Source organism: Microcoleus sp. S13_B4 (genome assembly GCF_036700885.1).
GTDB lineage: Bacteria > Cyanobacteriota > Cyanobacteriia > Cyanobacteriales > Microcoleaceae > Microcoleus.
This window is the reverse complement of the sequence record NZ_JAUBPU010000002.1, coordinates 258,218-280,156: the sequence shown is the minus strand read 5'-3', so window position 1 is coordinate 280,156 and position 21,939 is coordinate 258,218. Positions and strand designations below refer to the sequence as shown.

The 21,939-nt window shown below is 44.7% G+C and carries 20 protein-coding genes; 9 read left to right on the top strand and 11 right to left on the bottom strand.

Going from position 1 to position 21,939, the window contains the following annotated elements:
- Positions 1-77: 77 nt before the first annotated feature.
- The 5 genes from QT994_RS02765 to QT994_RS02745 all read right to left on the bottom strand — a co-directional run bounded on the left by QT994_RS02765 (position 78) and on the right by QT994_RS02745 (position 3,816).
- Positions 78-1,157 (bottom strand): hypothetical protein, encoded by a 1,080-nt coding sequence (locus QT994_RS02765; protein WP_333171619.1) that lies wholly within the window; start codon positions 1,155-1,157, stop codon positions 78-80.
- A 76-nt stretch (positions 1,158-1,233) separates the two neighbouring features.
- Positions 1,234-2,211, bottom strand: coding sequence for a hypothetical protein (locus QT994_RS02760; RefSeq protein WP_333044205.1), 978 nt, complete (start codon positions 2,209-2,211; stop codon positions 1,234-1,236).
- 56 nt (positions 2,212-2,267) lie between these two features.
- Positions 2,268-2,636, bottom strand: a complete 369-nt coding sequence (locus tag QT994_RS02755) for a hypothetical protein (protein WP_333171617.1) — start codon at positions 2,634-2,636, stop codon at positions 2,268-2,270.
- A gap of 59 nt (positions 2,637-2,695) precedes the next feature.
- Positions 2,696-3,400 carry a hypothetical protein gene (locus QT994_RS02750; protein WP_333171615.1) on the bottom strand — a complete coding sequence of 235 codons (705 nt, stop codon included), beginning with the start codon at positions 3,398-3,400 and terminating at the stop codon, positions 2,696-2,698.
- Between the two features lie 149 nt (positions 3,401-3,549).
- Complete coding sequence (locus tag QT994_RS02745) at positions 3,550-3,816, bottom strand: hypothetical protein (RefSeq protein ID WP_006634886.1); 267 nt, start codon at positions 3,814-3,816, stop codon at positions 3,550-3,552.
- A 254-nt stretch (positions 3,817-4,070) separates the two neighbouring features.
- Here QT994_RS02745 and QT994_RS02740 point away from each other — a divergent pair, with 254 nt between their 5' ends.
- The 5 genes from QT994_RS02740 to QT994_RS02720 all read left to right on the top strand — a co-directional run bounded on the left by QT994_RS02740 (position 4,071) and on the right by QT994_RS02720 (position 6,762).
- The gene (locus QT994_RS02740; protein ID WP_172189318.1) at positions 4,071-4,394 is read left to right on the top strand and encodes a helix-turn-helix domain-containing protein; all 324 of its coding nucleotides are present in this window, start codon (positions 4,071-4,073) and stop codon (positions 4,392-4,394) included.
- 15 nt (positions 4,395-4,409) lie between these two features.
- Positions 4,410-5,099, top strand: coding sequence for an ImmA/IrrE family metallo-endopeptidase (locus tag QT994_RS02735; protein WP_333044202.1), 690 nt, complete (start codon positions 4,410-4,412; stop codon positions 5,097-5,099).
- An 87-nt stretch (positions 5,100-5,186) separates the two neighbouring features.
- Positions 5,187-6,029 (top strand): YheC/YheD family protein, encoded by an 843-nt coding sequence (locus QT994_RS02730; protein ID WP_333171613.1) that lies wholly within the window; start codon positions 5,187-5,189, stop codon positions 6,027-6,029.
- 62 nt (positions 6,030-6,091) lie between these two features.
- Positions 6,092-6,505 carry a hypothetical protein gene (locus QT994_RS02725; RefSeq protein ID WP_333171612.1) on the top strand — a complete coding sequence of 138 codons (414 nt, stop codon included), beginning with the start codon at positions 6,092-6,094 and terminating at the stop codon, positions 6,503-6,505.
- Positions 6,502-6,762 (top strand): ParE family toxin-like protein, encoded by a 261-nt coding sequence (locus tag QT994_RS02720; RefSeq protein ID WP_333171610.1) that lies wholly within the window; start codon positions 6,502-6,504, stop codon positions 6,760-6,762. The genes QT994_RS02725 and QT994_RS02720 overlap by 4 nt, the downstream gene beginning before the upstream one ends.
- A gap of 71 nt (positions 6,763-6,833) precedes the next feature.
- On the opposite strand, the gene argS is transcribed toward QT994_RS02720, so the two are convergent.
- Positions 6,834-8,591: an arginine--tRNA ligase gene (argS, locus tag QT994_RS02715; RefSeq protein WP_333171608.1), complete on the bottom strand. Its 1,758-nt coding sequence runs from the start codon at positions 8,589-8,591 to the stop codon at positions 6,834-6,836.
- 254 nt (positions 8,592-8,845) lie between these two features.
- Here argS and QT994_RS02710 point away from each other — a divergent pair, with 254 nt between their 5' ends.
- The 3 genes from QT994_RS02710 to QT994_RS02700 all read left to right on the top strand — a co-directional run bounded on the left by QT994_RS02710 (position 8,846) and on the right by QT994_RS02700 (position 15,676).
- Positions 8,846-9,241 (top strand): hypothetical protein, encoded by a 396-nt coding sequence (locus QT994_RS02710; RefSeq protein ID WP_333044199.1) that lies wholly within the window; start codon positions 8,846-8,848, stop codon positions 9,239-9,241.
- Positions 9,242-9,950: 709 nt separating this feature from the next.
- Complete coding sequence (locus QT994_RS02705; protein WP_333044198.1) at positions 9,951-11,342, top strand: malic enzyme-like NAD(P)-binding protein; 1,392 nt, start codon at positions 9,951-9,953, stop codon at positions 11,340-11,342.
- Positions 11,343-11,833: 491 nt separating this feature from the next.
- A complete protein-coding gene (locus QT994_RS02700) occupies positions 11,834-15,676 on the top strand; it encodes a PAS domain S-box protein (protein WP_333171606.1) in 3,843 nt (1,280 codons plus the stop codon).
- Between the two features lie 22 nt (positions 15,677-15,698).
- Here QT994_RS02700 and QT994_RS02695 read toward each other — a convergent pair whose 3' ends face one another.
- From QT994_RS02695 to QT994_RS02675, 5 genes are all read right to left on the bottom strand, one after another.
- Positions 15,699-17,087, bottom strand: a complete 1,389-nt coding sequence (locus QT994_RS02695) for a cytochrome P450 (protein WP_333044195.1) — start codon at positions 17,085-17,087, stop codon at positions 15,699-15,701.
- Between the two features lie 76 nt (positions 17,088-17,163).
- Entirely contained in the window at positions 17,164-17,706 is a 543-nt protein-coding gene (locus tag QT994_RS02690; RefSeq protein ID WP_333044194.1) for an MAPEG family protein, read from the bottom strand.
- Positions 17,707-17,720: 14 nt separating this feature from the next.
- On the bottom strand, positions 17,721-18,218 hold the full coding sequence (locus tag QT994_RS02685; RefSeq protein ID WP_333044193.1) for a GNAT family N-acetyltransferase: 498 nt from the start codon (positions 18,216-18,218) through the stop codon (positions 17,721-17,723).
- A 91-nt stretch (positions 18,219-18,309) separates the two neighbouring features.
- Positions 18,310-18,906 carry a tRNA isopentenyl-2-thiomethyl-A-37 hydroxylase MiaE gene (locus QT994_RS02680; RefSeq protein ID WP_333171604.1) on the bottom strand — a complete coding sequence of 199 codons (597 nt, stop codon included), beginning with the start codon at positions 18,904-18,906 and terminating at the stop codon, positions 18,310-18,312.
- Positions 18,907-18,944: 38 nt separating this feature from the next.
- Positions 18,945-21,125, bottom strand: a complete 2,181-nt coding sequence (locus tag QT994_RS02675) for a tetratricopeptide repeat protein (protein WP_333171602.1) — start codon at positions 21,123-21,125, stop codon at positions 18,945-18,947.
- 99 nt (positions 21,126-21,224) lie between these two features.
- Between QT994_RS02675 and QT994_RS02670 the strand changes: the two genes are divergently transcribed.
- Positions 21,225-21,893 carry a glycosyl hydrolase 108 family protein gene (locus QT994_RS02670; RefSeq protein ID WP_333171600.1) on the top strand — a complete coding sequence of 223 codons (669 nt, stop codon included), beginning with the start codon at positions 21,225-21,227 and terminating at the stop codon, positions 21,891-21,893.
- Positions 21,894-21,939 lie beyond the last annotated feature (46 nt).

The window sequence follows — 21,939 nt, the reverse complement described above, 5'->3', positions numbered from 1 at the left end:
ACGGCGATGACTCTCGAACGCACCAGTTCTTAACCCAGGCCACGTAATATGCGATCGATATATTCAGCAAGCCCTATTTACTTATTTTTCTGCTGAGTCTTCGCTTGTTCGATCGCAATTTCCCTGACTGCTTGGAAAGAACTCAAATTCGATGCACCCTCAATGGCCTTCACCGCCAAATCTTGAACCTGTTTCAAAGCAGAATCCAGTTGTTTTGACAAGCTAGCAATGCGCTCATCTTGATTTTGAATTGTCTGCAACATCCCTTGAATTTGCAGTTCATAATTTTGCTTTTGCCCTTCAACATCTTTAGCAGACAAATCCGCCTTAACTTTAGCTTGATAATTGCCAATATTGCGACCGTTATCTTTCCCGTTCTTGATATTAGCTTCCAGTTCTTTCGGGAAAGCTTCTACCTTCGCTTTCACCTCAGCATAAAGTTTTTCCCGTTCCGAAATAGATTTTTCGCGTTCCGCCCACTGTTTCTCCTGTTCTTGCTGAAACTCTTCGATTTCTTGATACAGCATTTTCTGGCGCTGTTCGTATTCTTCGATGTCCAGATTTCGCTGAAGATTCAAATCATAATCATACAATTCTTCATCCCGCTCACGAGCTTTTTGGTGATGCTCATTGCGTTCTTTAACGGCCAACTTTTGCAGTTCCTGCTCTTTTTCCCAAGCTTGTCGGCGTTCCAACAATTCCTGTTCAACAGTTTCGCGCTGTTCGCTGAGTTCGCCAGCAAAAGTTTTGGCGCTTTCTTCGTACTGTTGAATTAAATTGTCCAGCGTATCTTCTGCAACATCTTCTAAACTGTGCAACTCTTGCAGTTGTTGAATTTCCTCGCCCACAGTGCGGCGCAATTCTTCGACTTTAGCAGCTTCGGAAGTTAATTTTTCCGACAACTCGCTGACAGCGCCACCAAAGCTAAATTGCAGCAAAATCAAATTGTCGATTGTGGACTGCATTTTGTGTTGATTTTGAGTTAAAGCCATTGATTTTGGTGCCTCCACAAGAGGTTTTTCTGGGACTGCTGTTTGCTTTTGAGAAGCGTTTAATAGTTGGATTTGCGATTCTAGCTGCGCTTTTTCTTGCGCTGCTTCCTTGTACGCTTCTAAAATTTCAGCCTTGGTGCTTTTGTCGCTAACTCTTTTGTTCATGACTTTTCATTCCTTAAGTGTTGGGAAAATTTATGTCATTTTTTCGTAAGGTGTGTATTGCACACCCTACTGGGTTTTAAGCTTTGCTGGCAAAAGCTTTCATTGCTAAATCTTGCGCTTGCTTCATCGTGGCTTGCAGTTGCGCGGAAATTTCGGCGATTTGTTCGGTTTGTCGCCCAATTGTCTGCTGTAAAGATTGGACTTTCAATTCATATCCTTGCTTGCTTCCTTCCCACTCTTTCTCCACTAAATCTGCCTTGACTTTAGCTTCGCGGGAAACTTCTTGAATTGCTTCTTCTTTGGCTTTGACATAAGCCTGTTTGAGTTCTTCTTCAAATCCGGCGGCTTTTCTTTGATTCTCTTCAAACTCCGCTTGATTGTCGCTGAGGACTTTTTCCCGTTCCACCCAATTTTTTTCTTTTTCGCGGGTAGATTCTTGCAAATCCCGTTCTAGTTTACGCTTCGTTTCTTCGTATTCGTCGGTTTCGATTTTGCGAGTGCGCTGTAATTCGTATTGATAATCTGCTGTTTCTTCCTGGCGCTTTTTAGTTATGAGTGCAGCCTCTTCTTGAACTGCCGCCTCAAATTCTTGCTGTTCTTTTTCCCAAATCTTGCGTTTTTGGGTCGTGTCTTTTTCTAGAATTTCGCGTTGGTTAGCAGCGTTTTGTTCCAGCAGGGTCAATTTTTCTCGGTGCTCTTGAGTTAAAATGTGGAGGGCGTCTGCTACAACTCTAATTTGCTGCAACTCTTGCAATTGCTCGGCTTCTATTTCGATCGCGCGTTTTAATTCGTCTAATTTAGAAGATTCCGCCTTCAGTTTTTCGGAAAGTCCGCTGATGATGCTGCCGAAATCTAATTGCAAGTCAGCCAAGCCTTTGACGATGCTGTCAATTGTGTAGGTGGAAGCGACTTCGAGGAGTTGTTTATTTTTGGCTTTTTCGGCTGATTGTTCTTTGGTTTCGACTTTGGATTCGATCTTTTTTTTGTCTGCTAAAATCTGCTGAAAGTTTTGCAAAATTTGGGCTTTGCTATCCTTGGCAGTTGCTATTGTCATAATGTTTGCTTCTCCTGATTATAACTTTTCGACACTTGTGACTGAAAGGTTTTCAGTTATTCTAAGTTTCGGAGTTGGCTGAGAATGGATCGGTATTTTTTGGTGGCATCGGGTTTTTCTTCGGGATTGTCGTTGGCTAGAGTTTTGAGAAGTTTCGAGCAGCGATCGCACCGATTTCCGTCCCAGCAATCGCACTCATCAATTATACTTAAAAGTGCGCCTTTTAGCAATTGATTTTCGGCTAACAAAGCTCGGTAATTCCGCTGGACTGATTCGGCAACTAAAGTCATGTGCTGGAAGTCTTCGGTGAGACTTTCGATGTCGTTAACTGCGTCTGTCCGAATTTGGTCTAGCAGCTCAAGATTCTCTTTCAAACGGCTTCCTTGCAGGTTTGGTTGGGTTTTAAGCTTGGTTAATTTCTTCATTTCAGTCTGTGGTAACAGTTATGGTAAAGGCGCGATTAAATCGCGCCTTTACAACAGAATTAGAACAAGTCAGCAGTAGATTTGTCTTCGGCTGGCGGTAGCGACATACCGCCGTTGGAATTCAAAGCAATAGCATCGCTTTCCCCGCCAGCGTGAGCCGCCATCAAGCAGGCAACTTGCTGCGCCGGCAGGTTATCTAAACACACCATCGCCCTTGTTCCTTCTAAGTCAATCATCCGCGATTGATTGCTAGAATCTGACAAAACTGCTGCGGCTTGGTCGATAACTGCCCAATCTTTCCGCTCGTTCCAAGACCATTTCAAGCTGTAGTAATTTATCGGTTTTACTACTCCGCTGTCGTCTGGTTTCTGACCGGAATGCTTGACAAATTCTGGAACAAAAATTCCGGTAGCCGGTTCTACGCCGCGAGATTGAACTGATGCTACCAAGCGGTTGAAATCGTTCAAGCTGCGGTTTTTGATATATGTCACCATGACAACTCCTTGCGGCAATTCGCCACTTTCTGCGACAAACCACAGTTGACCCCACAGTGTGTGCGAAGTTTGACCGAGGGAACCGAAGAATTTGGAGAATTTGAGGATTGTCATGGAACACTTGGAACCGTAGTCTGAATCGCCAATTGTCCACTGGCCGGCCTGGCAATTGTTACGTACTGCGATCGGGATTTCGGGTACTAGCAAAGCATTGCTCGGTTTGGCACCAAACACTGAAAATGTAGGTCTTTCTTGTGTTTTAGTAGTCATTGTTCGTTTTTCCTTAGTTATTGATTTATGTTCTGACAATTAGGAATCTGTAATTGGGAATTGGGAACTCACAACAATCGAATTATTTTTCTTCCCTCTTCCTTCTTCCCTCTTCCTTCTTCCTTCTTCCTTCTTCCTTCTTCCTTCCATTACCTAATGAGATGTGTTGTCGCTTTTGGTTCGGGATAGGTATACTCAAGCATCGCCTCTTGTTGAGCTTTGATAATCCGCAGCGCGGCGAGCAAATGCTCTAACGTTTCTAAGTGCGCTGGGGTGAAGTGGATGCTGAAGCCTTCGCCATCCCGCGCGTAGCCGGGACAAACCAGTGAGGCTGAGCTTTGTTCTTCGTGGGTGGCGATGTATAGCCAGTCATCGTCTTCGAGCTTGTAATGCGTGTCTGTCCAGGTTCTCAGCATTTGCTATCTGCTCCTCCTTATTTGCTGCGTACAAGCGTTTTGACGCCCAGCGCTTCTCACTCCTCTGAAGTTGACGACGCTATATGCAGCGTGTGAGCTAGGCTAATTTGCACCCTTAACCCTACCAGTCAGGCTTCCTGGGTTGATTAAACCGTCAACTAACCTCATGGTAGCGCGGGTTGATTTTCCCGTCAAGTATTTTGTTGAACTTTTCATCAAAACAGGCTAGAATGCTTGTCAGGAGGCGAAAAACCGTGGAACAAACATTTGGAAGACTGATCCGTCAAGCTCGCAAGGACAAAGCTTACTCACAACGTGAGCTAGCAGCTATGCTAAGTGTGGATTTTACTTATTTGTCGAAGTTGGAGAACGATCGAGCCGATTATGCGCCAAAAGAGGACGTAATTCGAGCATTAGCGCGAAATCTAGACATAAACGAAGAGGAATTGATTTTCCTGGCCGGGAGACTGCCGCAGCAGTACGAAGCGCTGCTGAAGCAGAATCCGAAGGAAATGCAGGCTCTTTTCCGCCGGATGCAAGAAAATCCCGATTGGCTCAAACAATCTTTTGAAGCGTAAGAGAGGCCCCTCATAGTGAGTATTTTTAAACCGTATTGCTTCTATCCCAAAGAAACGATCGAGCGTTTGGCAAATGACATCTTGATGCAGATGCAGAAAACGCAAAATTTTGCTCCGAGATGGCCTTTTGATGCGACAACGGTTGCTGATTTTCTGGATTTGGGCGTAGTTTGGGAGTGCATTGAGCCGGATGAAGAAGGTGCGATCGCGGCGAGGATTTTGCCGCAGCAGCGGTTAATCGAAATCAACGAACAGATTCTCGAAAAACCGCCGGGTTTCATCGAATCGACGATCGCCCACGAAATCGGACACTGGGTGTTACACGTCAATCAAGACGAAGCAGACGGCACTGTGGAACAGTTGGAATTAAACTTGGGGAATGAAGGAAAAACCGCCCAGGATGTCGAGGAACCGTTTGTTTGTCGGGGTGCGAGTGCGGATAATAAGGTTTTGTCGATCGAATGGCAAGCGCAATATTTTGCAAGCTGTTTGTTGATGCCTCGGTGTATTTTGGAGGAAAAAAGACGGGGACGTGATTTAACTAAGTGGTCGCATTTATACAAAATGAGAGATGAATTGGGAGTGAGCATTTCCAATTTAACAAACCGCTTACAAGAATTCGATTGGATTTATATTCCCAAGGGAACGCGCGAGATTTATGCCGGGAAAGATGCCGCAAACGGACAGCAGCGGTTGTTTGGATAAAACTGCGATATAATTTGAGTTTTGAGATTGGGAAGCGATTCTCTAATCTCAAATCTTTAAAATTAATTTCTAATTAAGTTACATTTTATGCTAACCAATATTGAAATCCTGCTGGCAGCTTGTGAGGAATTAAATATCCCTTACGAAATCCTGCGTCCTTCCCAAAACTTGATTAGACTCAAACAGGGCGGCGAAGAATATTATTTTGTCAATTACATGACGCCATTTAACAGCGCGTCACTAGCAGAGATTTTTAAAGACAAAGAATATACCTATCAACTATTAAACGGCAAAATAAATACTCCCATAACTCTCGGTTTTGTCTCGCCTCACTGCGAGGAGAAGTATAAAAAGTATTTGAGTTTCCCAGATATTGAATCAATAGTTTTAGAAGTAAACAAAAAATTCGCTTTACCGGTGATTCTCAAAAGAAATCGCGGTGCTGGTGGCAACAATGTTTTTTTGTGTGAAACTAGAGAGCAAATTAAAGAAGCCCTAGAAATTATATTTAATGTCAACAGCAAAGATTATGACTATGTGGCGCTAGCTCAAGAATATATCGAAATTGCCCACGAATATCGGGCTGTCTTCTGCAAACAAAAGCTAGTTTTGCTGTACGAGAAAGACAAATCTCAGGCTAAATTTGCGGGAAATTTAAGCCCGCTGCACTGGGAAGGTGCCAAAGCCAAACATATAATTAACCCCAATCTCATGTCTGAGATTGAAGATTTTGTTAAACCTGTTTTTGCTGAAATGGCGATTAATTATGCTGGGCTTGACATCGCGCTCGATAAAAAGGGACAATATTGGTTAATAGAAATTAACTCAACTCCCAACTACGATATATTTATAAGAGATAACGATCGCCAAATTGTGGTAAAAATGTTTAAAAGCATCTTGGAGAGCTTGATTGTTAACAAAAAGCCGTAAATGCTAGATTTTAGAGATGCGCTACAATTAACTAAATCCGCGTTTCAAAAAAAGTAAAAGCAATGACATCAGAACAGTTAGAACTAGAAGGAAGTTGGGAAGAGATTCTCGCCCAATCAGCCAAATTTGCCGATCGCCGAGTTCGCGTTATTGTCCTTGCGGATGAGGAACCGCTGAAGTCAGCCGAAGACTGTTTTCGTCAAGGATGGCACGAAGCAATGACAGGAGAGACTGTACCGCTTTCTGAACTGTGGGAAGGCATTGATGCAGCGATCGAGATGATGCAGTCTCTGCCAGAAACTTTACAGCAACAAGTAGCAGAATACTTGAAAGAGTATATCGCAGACTTAAAAGATGAGCTTCAATGGGACGAATCTTTCAAGAAAACGCAACCGCAACTTGTGGCTGCTGCCCAACGCGCAAAACAAGAAATTGCTGAAGGAAAGGCACAGGAAATGAGACTCAATGAGTTATGAAATCTGCCACCCTTCCTTCCTTTTGGGAAAAATACAATTCTCTTGACAGTAGAGTAAAAGAGCAAGCTATAAAAGCTTATCGTTTCTGGCTGGAAAATCCCTTTCATCGATCTTTGCACTTCAAGTGCATCAACCAGGAAGAAAATATCTGGTCTGCGAGAATCACGCGCGGCTATCGAGCAGTGGGGATTTTACAAGGAGATACCGTGACATGGTTTTGGATTGGAAACCACGATGATTATGAACGTTTTTTTTAGTATGAATTAGCAAAGGTTTGCTCAATTCTTATCTTCAAAAAAGCCATCGCTCTTTCTTGGCGGTTAAAAACTTACATCCTCTCCAATACCTTAATCCCCAACAACTCCAAACCTAATTTCAAAGTCTTCGCCGTCAAATCGCACAAAATTAACCGCGATGTCCGCAACGGTTCCTCAGCTTTCAAAACCGGACACTGCTCAAAAAATTGATTGAACTTTTGACTCAATTCAAACAAATACTGACAAATCCGATTCGGCAACAAATCGCCGCCCACAGCATTCACAACTTCACTCAACTGCAATAAATGTTTGGCTAAAACCAACTCTGCATCAGACTGCAAAATTACTTTCGCACCAGCATCTAAATTATCAAAATCAATCTCACCTTTGCGGCGAATTCCCTGCACGCGCACGTAAGCATACAGCATATAAGGAGCGGTATTTCCTTGCAATGCGAGCATTTTGTCGTAACTAAAAATATAGTTGCTGGCGCGATTTTGACTTAAATCGGCATACTTAACGGCACTCAAACCAACGGTTCGAGATACGTTAGCAATGAATTCCTCAGTTTCTTGTCTTTCTTCGACTTTTAATCTCTCTTCTAAATCTTGGCGCGTGCGGACGATCGCCTCATCTAACAAATCCTGCAACCGCACCGTTTCCCCAGAACGAGTTTTGAGTTTTTTGCCGTCTTCTCCCAATACCAAACCGAAGGGAATGTGGACAATTTCTACATCTTCAGGAATCCAACCGGCTTTTCGGGCTACTGCAAATACTTGGGCAAAATGGTTTGCTTGTCCCGAATCGGTGACGTAAATTATGCGCTTTGCATTGTCTTTTTGGATGCGGTAGCGCACTGCTGCTAAATCTGTTGTGGCGTAGTTGTAGCCACCGTCGGTTTTTTGGACGATTAGCGGCAGGGGTTCCCCTTCTTTGTTGGTGAAACCGTCTACAAAAACGCATTTTGCGCCGTCACTTTCTACTAGCAAACCTAGATTGGTTAAATCTTCGACTACTGCGGGCAATAATGGATTGTAAAACGATTCGCCGCGTTCGGTTAATTTGATATCGAGCAAGTCGTAGATTACTTGGAATTCACGGCGAGATTGATCGCACAGCAATTTCCAGGCGCGACGGGTGTCTTCGGCGCCTGCTTGCAGTTTTACTACTTCTTGGCGGGCGGTTTCTTTGAAGGTTTCGTCTGTGTCAAAGCGCTGTTTTGCTTGGCGGTAAAATGCGACTAAATCGCCTAAGTCTAGAGCGTCAGCGGTTGTGAGGGCTTCGGGGTGAACTTCGCGCAAGTATGCGATCAGCATTCCGAATTGGGTGCCCCAGTCGCCGATGTGGTTGATTCTGAGTACGTCGTGGCCTTGAAATTCGAGGGTGCGGGCGATCGCATCTCCGATGATTGTCGATCGCAAGTGCCCGACGTGCATTTCTTTGGCTATATTCGGACTCGAAAAGTCGATCGCGATTGTCTGAGGCGTTTTCGCCGGTTCAATCCCCAAACGCGAGTCGCCGGCGATCGCACTAATTTGCGCTTCCAAATAAGCCGGTTTCAGCTTCAAATTGATAAAACCCGGCCCGGCGATTTCTGGGGTTTCGCAGATGTCCGTAATATCTAGGTTTTCGATAATTGTCGAGGCGATCGCCCGTGGGGGCTTTCCTAACTTTTTCCCCAAACTCATCGCCGCGTTGCACTGAAAGTCCCCAAAGTTGGGATTGCTGGCGGCGGCTAGCATCGGATCAGTACCTGCATAACTTTCCCCGAATGCAGCGGTGAATGCTTTTTCAAATCTTGCTTTTAACTGTTGGGCTATCGAGTTCATCTTTAATATTGTGATTTAATACTTAGTCTTTTTAACTTATGTATTTTTACTGAGCTTTTGCTGCTGATGCGATTTTTATCACTGGCAGCGCTAACACAGACTACATTTTATCACAGTTGCGATCGCTACACAAATTAAAAATTATCACATCAAGTCCATGATCTCGATCGCTAGATCATTTTGTTAAATCGCTTACATTAAGGTATGTTAAAATTTTTTCAATGCACCCAAAAATCCTACGAAAGGAAGTAGTTATGTTATCTCAACCTATTTTTGGCGATCGCTCTCTGACCCAAGCCTTTTATCAAGCAGTAATCGCTCGCTTCTACGACGGTTTCAGTCTCTCCACCCAAGCACTATTACGAGACTGTAACCTCGGCTTCGCTCCCTGTCCCGATGGAGTCAAAACCTTTTTCATCATCGCGCCGAGTCTCGATGCAGCAGAGCAACTAATTGACAAAATGGACAGTATTTTGGAGCGAGTTGCCGAACTCATGGCAGGAGTCGGACAAGTTGCCCTGTGCATACTTCCCCCCGGCAGCGAGGCAGAGCAATCGGTCGATCTGCAAGACTTAGAAAAAGTTCCCCCGGATTGTCTGGCTTGCAAATTCTTTACAATTATATGTGCCGATGCTGCGGCCGATCGATAAAATTGACACTTAGCAACCAGCAACTCAGCACGGTTCGGCTGAACCTGTGCCTGTGCCGGCCCGGGGTAGATTGTCTGTTAGTTACAGTCGCGGGAATTATCGGGTAAAACGTGCAGGTAATTAGATCGCGCAGCAAGGTTGCACTCGCAATCCTTGGCAAGTGTTAAACAAGCAGGCAATATATATATCAAATGCCCGCTTCTGAGTCGATCTCATTTTTACCTGCCGGCTAAAACAGCCGTGCATCTACTTTTGTTCCCCCAAAGTCGGCCACCAAAAAGCCGCATCAACTCTCCTGGGTGTCTCGCTTCAAAAGACAGCAGCAGGAATGAGGCGATATCGCTGGAAAATATAGTTTTGCGAAATATCTGCTCATGTTCAGAATAAGCAGAAATATTCTCAAAAATAGATAACCGTTGCGCCGCTTGACCTCAAAAACCGGGTTTCTACCCCCGTGCTTCATATTCGCGGTTGGCAGGAAAATTGACAGAAAATAAGTTGTTTGTGGGCGCGTCACAAGCTATACACAAAGCAAAGCTATACTCAAAAAAAGATGAGTTTCCCAGCGGCACCCTTGGCAGAGCGATGGGATCACAGGCTCATAGAATTTGTTAAAAATTTCCGTTGAAAATTTGAATTATTAAATTTTATGCCTAATATTGGCGATAAAATCTAAGATTGAAATTCTCAAATCTGAAATCAAGGAATCATGGTAAAACTGACACCGAACCCCAGCTTTAGTTTAACGATTCGGGTTGCTCTGCCGAATCGGCCGGGAATGCTGGCAAGCGTCACCAGCGCGATCGCATCTGTCGGTGGCAATTTCGGTCAAATCGACTTGATCGAGCAAACCCGCGCCACTACCATTCGTGATATCACCGTCGATGCTTACAGCCTCGAACACAACGAAGAAATATTGCAAGTAGTGAAAGCGCTGCCGGATATCAAAGTGATCGATGTGTACGATCGCACTTTCAACTTGCACCGCGGCGGAAAAATCAGCGTAGTTAGCAAAATTTCCCTCAAACGCCAGTCAGATTTGGCAATGGCATACACCCCTGGAGTCGGCCGCATCTGCACTGCGATCGCCAATGACCCCCAACAAGTTTACAACCTCACAATCAAACAAAACACTGTTGCCATTGTTACCGACGGCAGCGCAGTTTTGGGACTGGGAAACCTCGGCCCTGCCGCCGCACTGCCCGTCATGGAAGGCAAAGCCATGCTATTTAAAGAATTTGCTGGTATTGACGCCTTTCCTATCTGTTTGAACACCCAAGATACCGAGGAAATTATTCGCACAGTGCAGAATATCGCCCCGGTTTTTGGCGGCGTTAACCTCGAAGATATTTCTTCTCCCCGCTGCTTTGAAATCGAAGCAAGATTGCGGGAAACCTTAGATATTCCCATTTTTCACGACGACCAGCACGGCACGGCGATTGTTAGTTTGGCAGCATTAATTAATGCCTTAAAAATTGTCAAAAAAACCATAGAAGAAGTGTGTATCGTGATTAATGGAGCCGGTGCGGCCGGAGTCGCGATCGCCCGGTTGCTGCGTAAAGCAGGTGCCCAAAACATCATCATGTGCGACTCCAAAGGCGTCCTCTCCGAAGACCGCACGGATATGAACCCAGAAAAACTAGAATTTGCCGTGCCTTCGAGCGGTACTTTGGAAGATGCGATCGCCGGTGCCGATGTATTTTTAGGAGTCAGCGCCCCTGGGGTAGTCACCCGATCGATGGTGCGTTCGATGGCCGAGAATCCAATTGTTTTTGCAATGGCAAATCCCATTCCCGAAATTCAGCCCGAATTAATTATGGAAGATGCGGCGATCATTGCCACCGGACGTAGCGACTACCCGAATCAAATTAACAATGTTTTGGCATTTCCGGGGATATTTCGAGGTGCTTTGGACTGCAAAGCTGCCACGATTACGACCACTATGTATTTGGAAGCAGCTTATGCGATCGCCTCTTTAGTCAGTCCTTCCCAGCTTGACAAAGAACACATTATACCATCGGTTTTTGACGAAAGAGTTGCCATTGCTGTCGCCGGTGCAGTTCAGTTGGCCGCCCGATCCGAAGGTATTGCCCGCGATTAATAGAAGGAAGAAGGAAGAAGGAAGAAGGAAGAAGGAAGAAGGAAGAAGGAAGAAGGAAGAAGGAAGAAGGAAGAAGGAAGAAGGTGGGAGGTAGGAGGGAAGAAGGTGGGAGGTAGGAGGGAAGATACCATGTATAAATCAAGGGTCTTTGTACCAGTTTTGTACTTCTTCTTTTGTGATTTTTCTGGTTTATTCTCATTCCCTCTTTCGTCCTCCCCGTTGATTATTACTCATTTTTGTTTCCCCATCCTGTCTTTTTCCTCAACATCCATCCGTTAAATCCCGATCGCGTGCTCGTTGCCGAACTTCCCTCGAATCTATTCCTTCTTCCCTCCAACCTCAGCCTCCGTCCGTTACATTTGTTAAATCCCGTAGACGGCTCGGCTCGTTGCCGAACTTCCTTGTTCTCTCTTGCTTAATCAAGGATAAAACTCACAACAATAAACAAGATAAAAAGATATAATTAAATCACCCAAGTCCAGCTAGGTCAGATGCAAAGCCAGTTAGGAAAAGCCAAGCGCGATCGCTCTCGCCGCCAATTGTTAGAACTGTGCCCGATCGGGCTGGCATTGTGCCGGACAGACGGGACTTTTCTCGACGTAAATCCAGCTTTTGCAAGTATTATCGGCCGCACAGTTGCAGAAACTCTTCACCTCAACTACTGGGAAATTCAGCAAACGCAGTGCGCGGGCCGAGAAAAATATCTAGAAAGTCAAGCAAAAAATAGCTGCACTGGCCCGTGCGAAACAGCATACAGACATAAAAACAACCATCTCGTACCCGTGCGAGTTTCCGAGCGGGTAATTGAAACAGGCGGAGAGTGCGCGATTTGGCTGAGCGCTGAAGAAATTTTTAATCCGAGGCAAGAAAATAGCGAACCGCTGGAACCAGCGGCGCCGCACAGCAATTCACATCTGGAAAAATTGCTGGCAAAGCAGACTGCGGAACTCGAAAAAACTCAGAAACTACTCGCAGAAAAAACCGCCGAACTGGAGCAGACTCAAGAAAAGTTGCGTCTCCAAAGTCAAATTATCGACCAAATTCACGAAGCGGTGGTTTCTACAGATATGGACGGCTCGATCACCATTTGGAATCAAGCCTGCCAAAAGTTATACGGCTATGAAAAAACTGAGGCTATCGGACGGCACATTTCTCTAATTTACCCGCCCGAACAGCACGAATTTCTGTTAGAGCAAGTCATCAAACCGCTACAAAAAAAAGGCGAGCATGAAATAGAAGTTATCACACGTCATAAATCGGGAGAAATATTTTCCTCGCACCTGATGCTTTCGCTATTGAAAGACAAAATGGGAGAAGTTGTGGGGATGATTGGCTCTTTAACTGATCTCAGTATTTGCAAAGCTTTAGAACAAGAATTAGCACAGAGACAAGCACTATTTGATGCGTTTTTGAAGGAGGCGCCGGCGGGACTTTGCATTTTGGACTCTCAACTGCGGTACGTGCAAATTAATCAATTTCTAGCCGAAATAAATTGCCTGAGTCCAGCAGAGCACATAGGCAAGACGGTACGCGAAATATTGCCGAATATCGCTCCAATTGTAGAGCCTTTGTACCAAGAAATCTTGAGTACAAAACAACCATTAATTAATATCGAGATGAGTGGTGAAAATCCCAGAAAGCCTGGGTTTGTCCGACACCTGACAGGCTCTTATTTTCCCTTGCTAGACAAAGATGGCGAGGCTCTCGGCATCGGTTCCGTCATAATTGACATTACCGATCGCAAACAAGCAGAAGCTGCGCTGCAAAAAAGCGAACAGCTTTACCGCACTATGGCAAGCAACTTTCCGAACGGCGCGGTGATGTTGTTCGATCCAGAACTGCGCTACACGCTGGTAGAAGGTACAGAATTAGCAGCAGTGGGGCTTTCCAAAGAATTGATGGAAGGCAAGACAATCTGGGAAGTATTCGAGCCAGGTGTTTGCGCCGATCTAGAGCCAACTTATCGGGCGGCACTGGCAGGAGAAACAGTTGTTACAGAAATTTTTTACAGCGATCGCATCTACCTCGGTTATACTTTGCCAGTCAGAAACGAACGGCAAGAAATCATCGGCGGATTGCTAATGACTCAAAACATTACCGCTCGCCACTTAGCAGAAGAAGCGCTCAGAGAAAGCGAGGACAAATACAGGTGCATTGTCGAGACAGCAGACGAAGGAATTTGGATGATAGATACGGAGGGTAAAACAACTTTTGTCAACCAAAAAATGGCCGATATGCTCTGCTGCACCGCAGAGGAAATGATCGGACAGTCGCTATTTGCTTTCATGGATGCAGAAGGCATCGCACTCGCACAAGTCAGTCTCAACCGCCGCCGTGAAGGAATTCGCGAACAGCTCGATTTTAAGTTCCGTCGCCGAGACGGCAGCGACTTGTGGGCGATGGTTTCTACTAATTCCTTGGCAGACAAACAGGGACGCTATGTGGGCGCTTTGGCAATGGTTGCCGACATTACCGATCGCAAGCAAACAGAAGCGGCATTGCAGCAGTCGGAAGCCAAATTTCGATCGCTCTACGAATTAACCAGTTTGCCCGTTTTGATGTTATGTAACAATGGCATCACCGATGCCAACACAGCCACCCTAAAACTATTTGGCTGCACTACCGCGCAACAGTTATACGGGCAAAACCCCGGCAAACTGTCGCCTCCTTTCCAACCCAACGGCAGAGATTCTTTGAGCTTTATTAAGGAAATGATGGATCTCGCCTTTGAGCGGGGAAACCACCGTTTTGAGTGGGTTCACCAGCGCTTAGACGGTACTGATTTTCCTGCAGAAGTCGTGCTGACAGTCATCGAAGTTGGAAATGAAAAAATTATCCAAGCCGTCGTCCAAGATTTAACCGATCGCAAACTTGCAGAAGAAACATTAGTGCGATCGGAACAAGCCCTCAGACAGCAAGCGAGACGACAACAACTGCTCAATCAAATTGCCAACCAGATTCGCACATCTTTAGATTTAGACACAATTTTAGAAACCGCCGTTCAAAAAATTCGCAATTTGATGCACATAGATTGGTGCCTGTTCACTTGGTATCGCCCAAACCGCCATCCTCCGGTTTGGGAAATAGTTTGCGAAGCGAAGAATGCAGCTTTGCCGAGTTTGCTCGGTACTTATTCTGTACAGGATCAATCTAGTGTCGCCCTGCAGCAGATTGGGGGGCGAGAAATTCTGCGAATTGATGATGTCAGCACTTTTGAAGATGTAGAATTGCGCGAAAATTTCCAGGCCTTAAAAATTAACTCAGTGCTGTCGCTGCCAGTTCAAACTGCTTCAGGCGATATTGGGGCAATTACCTGCTATGAGGCTGTGTCCCTGCGAAATTGGAGCGACTCGGAAGTCGAACTGATGCAAGCGGTAGTCGCTCAAATTGCGATCGCGATCGACCACGCCGAACTCTACACCCAAACCCGCACAGCCGCCCAATTAGCTCAAGCTCAAACTCAACAGCTAGAACAAACTTTGCGCGAACTCCAACGCACCCAAACTCAATTAATTCAAAGTGAAAAAATGTCGAGTTTGGGACAGTTAGTAGCAGGTGTCGCCCACGAAATTAACAACCCGGTTAATTTTATTTATGGCAATCTCAGCTACACCAGCGAATACACTCAAAATTTGCTAAAAATGCTGCGACTTTACCAGAAAGAATACCCGCAGCCTAGCGCAAGAATTGTAGATGCAAGGGAAGACTTGGAAATTGATTATCTTATTGAAGATTTACCGAAAATTTTAGCCTCTATGAAAGTCGGAGCAGATCGCATCCGCGACATAGTTTTGAGCCTGCGGACTTTCTCAAGACTTGACGAAGCCGAAAAGAAACAAGTTGACATTCACGAAGGCCTTGAAAGCACGCTGCTGATTTTGCAAAACCGCCTGAAACATAAAACCGATCACCCGACAATTAATGTGATTAAAGAATACGGTAATTTGCCTTTAGTTGAATGTTATCCCGGTCAGTTAAATCAAGTATTTATGAATTTGTTGAGCAATGCGCTAGACGCATTGGAAATGGAGATAAAGGAATCCAATAGCACCGCCAAAAATCTCGCAATTACGATTCGCACCCAAGTAACCGACAATAACAGCGTTGCGATATGGATAGCTGACAGCGGCCCAGGAATGAGCGAAGATGTGAAAAAACGCTTGTTTGACCCGTTTTTCACTACTAAACCCATTGGCAAAGGAACTGGCTTAGGATTGGCGATTTCGCACTCTATTATAGTAGAAAAACACGGGGGCAAGCTTTCTTGCAATTCTATATTGGGAGAAGGTTCGGAATTTGTAATTGAGATTCCTCTGCGGCAAAAGATAAATTAAAACCCCTTGTATCGGTATCATATCAAATCCGATTCTTTACCACCAAACGCACACCACCAGCGGGTGCCATTGTCACACCCCGGCGTACTGGCAAAACCGGACGATTTTCTGCAAGTTCTAAAGAGTATCGTGACAGCACTTTCGCCAATACTAACTTCATTTCAAACATGGCAAATGCCGCCCCAATACAGCGGCGGTTCCCTCCCCCAAACGGCAAATATTCGTAAGGCGAAAATTGACGTTCTAGAAAACGTTCTGGTTTAAAACGCTTAGGTTCCGGGTAAATATCAGGACGGTGATGAACCAAATAAATACAGAGAGAAAGTATCATTCCTTTGGGAATATTATAACCCATTAACTGCATCGGAGCTTGCAGAAGGCGCGGCAATGTAAAAAATAGGATCGGATAAATCCGCAGGGTTTCGCAACATACAGCATTCAAATACGGGAGTTTAGTTATTTCCGCAGGCTCGCAATTTTCGACATCAATAGAATTGAGTTCTTGGAGCAGTTTTTCACGGACTTCTGGGATGTAGTGAATCCAATACAAAGCCCAGGCTAAAGCTGTGGCTGTAGTTTCGTGTCCTGCGAATAACATTGTCATTAATTCATCCCGCAATTCAACGTCGCTCATCGGCTGTCCTGCTTCGTCACGAGCTGAAATTAACAAGCTCAGGATGTCGTCTCCCAATGGTTGAGATAGAGTTTTGCGTTCGCGGATTTCTTGATAAAGCAGTTCATCTAAACGCTGTCTTTGTCGAATAAATCCTCCCCACGGACTCCAAGCACCTAAATCTTTTTGCAACGACTTTATAAACAAAAAGGTAGCACTTAATGGATTGCTAAAGAGGCTAAACATATTAATAATTAGTTGCTGAATTTGCTGGTAGCGTTCTCCTTCGCTCAGCCCAAAAATTGTGTGTAAAATTACTTGCAAGGAAATTTCCTGCATAGTTAACTGCGCGATTACCGAGTTACCAGGAGTCCAATTATTAATTACTTTTTCGGTGGTATTGCAGATGATTTGTCCGTAAGCTTTCATGCGTTCACCATGAAAAGGTGGCATTAAAAGTTTGCGCTGCTGCAAATGTCGATCGCCATCTAATAAAAATAACGAATTCGAGCCTACTAAAGGTAGCCCTATCTGATTTACAGTACCGGATTCAAAGAGTTTAAAATCGGCTGTAAAAATTTCTTGAATAGCTTGAGGATTGCTAATAATTACTTGCGGCGGAAAGTTACTGAATTTGCTGGTAAAAAGGTCGCCGTAGCGTTGATAATTACTATCTAAATAATACAGAGGATTTAACATTCCCCGCACTGTTTGAACAAATCTAGCGTCTTTAGGGCCGTCTAGAATTTTTTTGGTAGTATGATTTTGAGAATGAGAGTTTTTTGTGGGGATAGTCATTTGTTTTCCTTCTAGTTTTAGGGTTTCACAGGACTAATCAAAGCATAAGTCTTATTCCAAAAAACTCTCAAATCCCTCAGCTATTGAAAAATAGTACGCGGTAGGCATCATAAATTAGTACGGCAATAGTAGGATACAGAGTAACTCCCAGGCCAAAAGCTCGTTCGATCGGCTCTTTGAGATAGCCTATCCAAAATGCTATTCTTCCGAAAACAAACAAAGTTGCCAAAATTGGAATCAGCTTGATGCTGTAAGTATCTAAAAAGGTAGAAAGAATTAAACTGCCTACAAAAAACAGCACAAATTGCTCTAGAGTGTTGCTCAGATAACGCACATTAATCCGCATTGCTTCAGATTCGGCATTTGCTAAAGGGTTGATAGCTGGGCTGCTAAATCTCCCATTACCAACAGCAACTATGCCGGCAAATAACATCAGTAACGGAAAAATTTGGCAGCGAAGGGTGAAAATTAGGCGCGACTCTGGGGTATTGAATAGCGGTAGGGACAGCCCTATCACATAATAACCAATCAGTACAAAAGTAAGGCAGAAGATAAAGGCAGAAATGCCTCGCCAAACAACTATTTGCTGTTGCTGATTGAAACTGGGTAAATTAATCATTGTTGACAGAAACTTTATTGTAGCTTTTTTATACCGAGATATTTTACGTAAACCCGATCGCACCTTTGCGTCTCCACACCAGTTGTCGGTTGATATCCGCTATTTTCGTACATCTTAACCGCTTCCTTGAGAATGCTGGCAGTTTCTATCCAGATTTCCTCAAAGCCACGAGCGATAATTTTACTTTCCAATTCTTGCAGTAAAAATTTCCCCAAACCTTGTCCCCTTGCGGCGGGCAAAATATACATTTTGCGAATTTCCACAGCATTATTTCCGCGCTCAATCGGATAGTAAGCTGCCGTACCCACTATTTTACCCTGCCGTTCAACTACCCAAAATTCGCCGCCTTTATTCTGATAATGTAGTTCTACATCATAGACATCTCGATCTGCCCCGTGAGGTTCGCATTTTAAACCGTACTCTGCTAAAACATCTCTAATTAAATAGAACGCCTCGGCGCGATCGCGCGTTTCCCAGGAACGAATTAAAAAATCCAGATGTTGGGTTTTCATTGGTTGTTGCAACGTATATTTATTTTTTGACTTGAGCAACTGTAAAATTAGTGATTTTTTGTATTTTACACTCTTTAAATGCCCCGATATTTTAACTGTGAATTCTCGGTTCGGGATGAAGAATTGCCAGTAACTCGCTCTCAACTAAGGATAATTCCTCCAACCTCTGCATCACAATATCCCGCTCGAAATAAGTTGTTGCCAAAATCCAATATACACCGTAATGACGCGCCTCCGAAGCCATCAAACTCCGGTAAAACTTAGCTAATTCCGCGTCGGGACAGCGATCGCCCAGCAGCCCCAACCGTTCGTGACTGCGCGCTTCTATCAAACCAGAAACCAACAAAGAATCCAAAAGTCTCTCCGGTTCGTGTTTGCGAATTTGGGCGGACAAACCCGCACCGTAGGGAGGTGCAGCCAAAGGCCCTAAAGCAATGCTGCGCTTTTCTAACCGTTGGTTGACTTGCTCGAAATGCTCTAATTCTTCGCGGGCGATCGCCGTTAGCATCCTCACCAATTTTTCCCGGGCTGGGTAGCGAAACATTAAATTTAACGCTACTCCCGCCGCTTTCCGCTCGCAGTGAGAATGATCTAATAAGATTGTATCCAAATGGGCGATCGCCTGTTCTATCCAAGCTTCCGAAGTCGGCTGTTTTAAAAACTTAATAGTTGATAGTGTTGAAGTCATTAGTCATCAGTTATCAGTCATCATTCATTAGTCAGCATTTATCCTATTTTACACAATTTTTCAAACACCCCATACATATCACCCGCAAACTTTTTCGGATTCCAAAGCGGCGACAAATTGGCTGGATCTTTAGATTTCACCAACTGTGCTTTAATTGCATTTCTCAATTCAGGTTTTTTACCCAATTTTACACCAACTTCCACATATTCCGACCAAGACAATGCCACACCAGTTTCCATTCCCAAAGCCTGCAAAAACGAATAACCCATTCTCGACAAAAATTGCTCTCCTGTGCGAGTCACCACTGGCAAATTACACCACAAAGCCTCTAAAGTGTGAGTTCCTCCGTTGTAAGGATAAGAATCTAACAAAACATCGGCCAGCAAATAGATAGTTCTGTGTTCTTCCTCAGTAGCAAACCTTGGCAAAAACTTAATTCGGTGCTTGCTCACTTTCTCAGCTTCACAAGTTTGGTGATATGCAGCCTCAAACACCGCAGCATCGCCTAAAGCTTTGTGAATTAAAATACTGTTTGGCACTTGTTTGAGAATGGCAATTTGTGCTTTTACCAACTCGTGATTAAATTTTCTGCCTGGTGCGACGCACAGGTAAACTATCTGATCCAAACCGATCCGATTCGACCTTCTCAATGCAACCGGATCGACTCCATATCTCTGAAAACCTGACACCGCTACAAAGGAATCCGGCATCCTAATTAGCTGCTCGTCATAATATTTTTCCCGCCCGGCTGGGTGCGAGTGCCAGTCTGTAAGAAAGTAATTTTTCGGCGATATGTAAGGGGCATCAAATCCGAGCCAAGAAACACAAACTGGTGCGGGTTTTTGGTAGAGAATGTCAGCGTGAACTGGTACGCTGAGAGAATCTAAATCGACTAGAACGTCCAGTTCATCTTGCTGAATTTTGTCGATAATTTCTGCAGAATTGGCAAGTCCGTTCGGGTAGGTTTTCGGAAAAGTCAGTTTGCCCCAAGTTTCAAATTGCTGAGTGCGATCGTCAGGAGTAATTCTTTCGGAAGCGTACAAATACACATGGGGTGTGATGTCGGACAATTCGCGAATGATGTCAGCGCTGCACCAACCTACTGAATGGCGGCTGAAGTGATTGGACAAAAAGCCGATTTTTAACTTGCTGGATGGAACACTTGGTTTGAAACTGTAATTGGCGGGTTGAGAAAAATTAGGTTTAATACATTGGTCGATATACTTTTGGGCAATTAATCTGTAAAGTTTTGAGTTTGCCGCCAAGTCATCTCGCAAATAGGGTGTACTGAATAACAAATTTGCATAAAGCGATTTAATTTCCACCGGGCTAGCGGTTTCTAATTTTTGCTGCAAGTACGACTCTAGCTCTAAAAATCGATCGCCCGCAATTTGATTTAATCCCGACACTTGATAGGTGCTGATGAAGTAAATCGCGGTCATAATTGGATCGGTTTCCGCACACATTTGGCTGTATTGGTGCACGGCTTGCCGCGCGGCAGCTAAATTGCTAGTATCTCTGAGGATGCCGCACAAATGTTGGTGGGCCGAAATAAAATCGGGTTTAATTTCTAGGGCTTTTTGAAGGTTGGGTATTGCCTCTTTAAATTTGCCCTGGTGGCGCAAAACTCGGCCAATTTGACAGTATGCTTCGGCTAAATCGGGTTTGAAGGCGATCGCCTGCTGCCATGCAGCCACCGCCTCATCTAACTTCCCTTGCCGCGCTAATTGATCTCCTAAATTTAAGTGAAAATCTACCTCAGCTAGGTGGGGATTGAGTTCGAGAGCTTTTTGCTCGTATGCTACCGCTGCATCCTGCTGCCCCTGCTGTTTCAGTGCTCCTGCCAAATTCCAGTAAGCAGCGGCCAAATTTGGTTTAAGTTCGATCGCCTTTTCGTAATTGACAATCGCCTCCACCAAATGCCCTTGTTTGTACAGCATACTGCCCAAATTAGCATAAGCCTCAGCAAAATCGGGATTCAAAGCGATCGCCTCGGAATAAAACCGCATCGCTTCATCAATTTGGCCGCTTGCTTGCTGCACATTGCCCATTGTCACGTAAGCCGCCGCCCAATCCGGTTGCAATTCCAGAGCTCGGCGACAAGCAGCGACGGCTGCTGCTAAATTGCCTTGAGAGTAATAGGTTTCTGCAACGACTGTCAGCGATGCAGCATCTTCAAATTGGGGTGTTTCGGATTGGTTGGGAAAATCGGACTTCATTTGGCGGCCTATCTGTGCTATCAAGTTAAAGGTTGAATCTATATTATTTTGCAGAGTAGCAGTTTTAGCGGAATTACGGGCGATCGTCACAGAGAATTTATGAGCGACAAGCAAGCGACACAGCGCCAACATAACATTAAGTGGAAACCAAACCTCCTGCTGGGGGTACTCTTGTTAACCTTAGCAATCCCCTTACCCTTTGCCCAAAAGACTTTCGCACAGCAGCAGCAGACAGCAAGCTTTCGGCAGAAAATATTTCAAACTGCTCTTTATTTCACCCTATATTTTGAGGGTGGATTCAGCAATCACCCAGCCGATAAGGGCGGCAGAACTTATCGGGGCGTGTTGCAAACGGAATACAACGCCTACCGCTACAGTCGTGGGCTTCCGCCCCTTGACGTGACGCAGATGTCAGAAGCAGAGCTCCTAGAAATTTATCAATATTACTGGGATTCGAGCCTCTCGGGCACGATGCAGCCGGCTTTGGCGATCGTCATGTTTGACACCGCCGTTAATTTCGGTATTAATAACTCAATTACCTTTCTTCAGCAAGCATTAGGATTGCCGCAAACAGGAGTTTTTGACCCGCGCACCAAGGAAGCGCTGAAAGGGGCAAATAACAGAAATACCGCGCTGCAAATGATTAATGAACGAATTATTTACCGCTACAAACGGGTGCAAGAAGATCCGACTCAAATGGCTTTTTTCCGGGGTTGGCTGAGTCGAGATTATAGTTTGTGGGGCTATGTGAATAAGATTAAGAATTAAGCTGGGCGGATTCATTTTCTCCAAGTTGTAGTAGTCCCACGACAGG

Bases quoted from the DNA above. Each gene is read 5' to 3' on its own strand.
- QT994_RS02765 (WP_333171619.1), bottom strand. From the start codon at position 1,157: ATGAACAAAAGAGTTAGCGACAAAAGCACCAAGGCTGAAATTTTAGAA.
- QT994_RS02760 (WP_333044205.1), bottom strand. From the start codon at position 2,211: ATGACAATAGCAACTGCCAAGGATAGCAAAGCCCAAATTTTGCAAAAC.
- QT994_RS02755 (WP_333171617.1), bottom strand. From the start codon at position 2,636: ATGAAGAAATTAACCAAGCTTAAAACCCAACCAAACCTGCAAGGAAGC.
- QT994_RS02750 (WP_333171615.1), bottom strand. From the start codon at position 3,400: ATGACTACTAAAACACAAGAAAGACCTACATTTTCAGTGTTTGGTGCC.
- QT994_RS02745 (WP_006634886.1), bottom strand. From the start codon at position 3,816: ATGCTGAGAACCTGGACAGACACGCATTACAAGCTCGAAGACGATGAC.
- QT994_RS02730 (WP_333171613.1), top strand. From the start codon at position 5,187: ATGCTAACCAATATTGAAATCCTGCTGGCAGCTTGTGAGGAATTAAAT.
- QT994_RS02725 (WP_333171612.1), top strand. From the start codon at position 6,092: ATGACATCAGAACAGTTAGAACTAGAAGGAAGTTGGGAAGAGATTCTC.
- QT994_RS02720 (WP_333171610.1), top strand. From the start codon at position 6,502: ATGAAATCTGCCACCCTTCCTTCCTTTTGGGAAAAATACAATTCTCTT.
- argS (WP_333171608.1), bottom strand. From the start codon at position 8,591: ATGAACTCGATAGCCCAACAGTTAAAAGCAAGATTTGAAAAAGCATTC.
- QT994_RS02710 (WP_333044199.1), top strand. From the start codon at position 8,846: ATGTTATCTCAACCTATTTTTGGCGATCGCTCTCTGACCCAAGCCTTT.
- QT994_RS02705 (WP_333044198.1), top strand. From the start codon at position 9,951: ATGGTAAAACTGACACCGAACCCCAGCTTTAGTTTAACGATTCGGGTT.
- QT994_RS02700 (WP_333171606.1), top strand. From the start codon at position 11,834: ATGCAAAGCCAGTTAGGAAAAGCCAAGCGCGATCGCTCTCGCCGCCAA.
- QT994_RS02695 (WP_333044195.1), bottom strand. From the start codon at position 17,087: ATGACTATCCCCACAAAAAACTCTCATTCTCAAAATCATACTACCAAA.
- QT994_RS02690 (WP_333044194.1), bottom strand. From the start codon at position 17,706: ATGATTAATTTACCCAGTTTCAATCAGCAACAGCAAATAGTTGTTTGG.
- QT994_RS02685 (WP_333044193.1), bottom strand. From the start codon at position 18,218: ATGAAAACCCAACATCTGGATTTTTTAATTCGTTCCTGGGAAACGCGC.
- QT994_RS02680 (WP_333171604.1), bottom strand. From the start codon at position 18,906: ATGACTTCAACACTATCAACTATTAAGTTTTTAAAACAGCCGACTTCG.
- QT994_RS02675 (WP_333171602.1), bottom strand. From the start codon at position 21,125: ATGAAGTCCGATTTTCCCAACCAATCCGAAACACCCCAATTTGAAGAT.
- QT994_RS02670 (WP_333171600.1), top strand. From the start codon at position 21,225: ATGAGCGACAAGCAAGCGACACAGCGCCAACATAACATTAAGTGGAAA.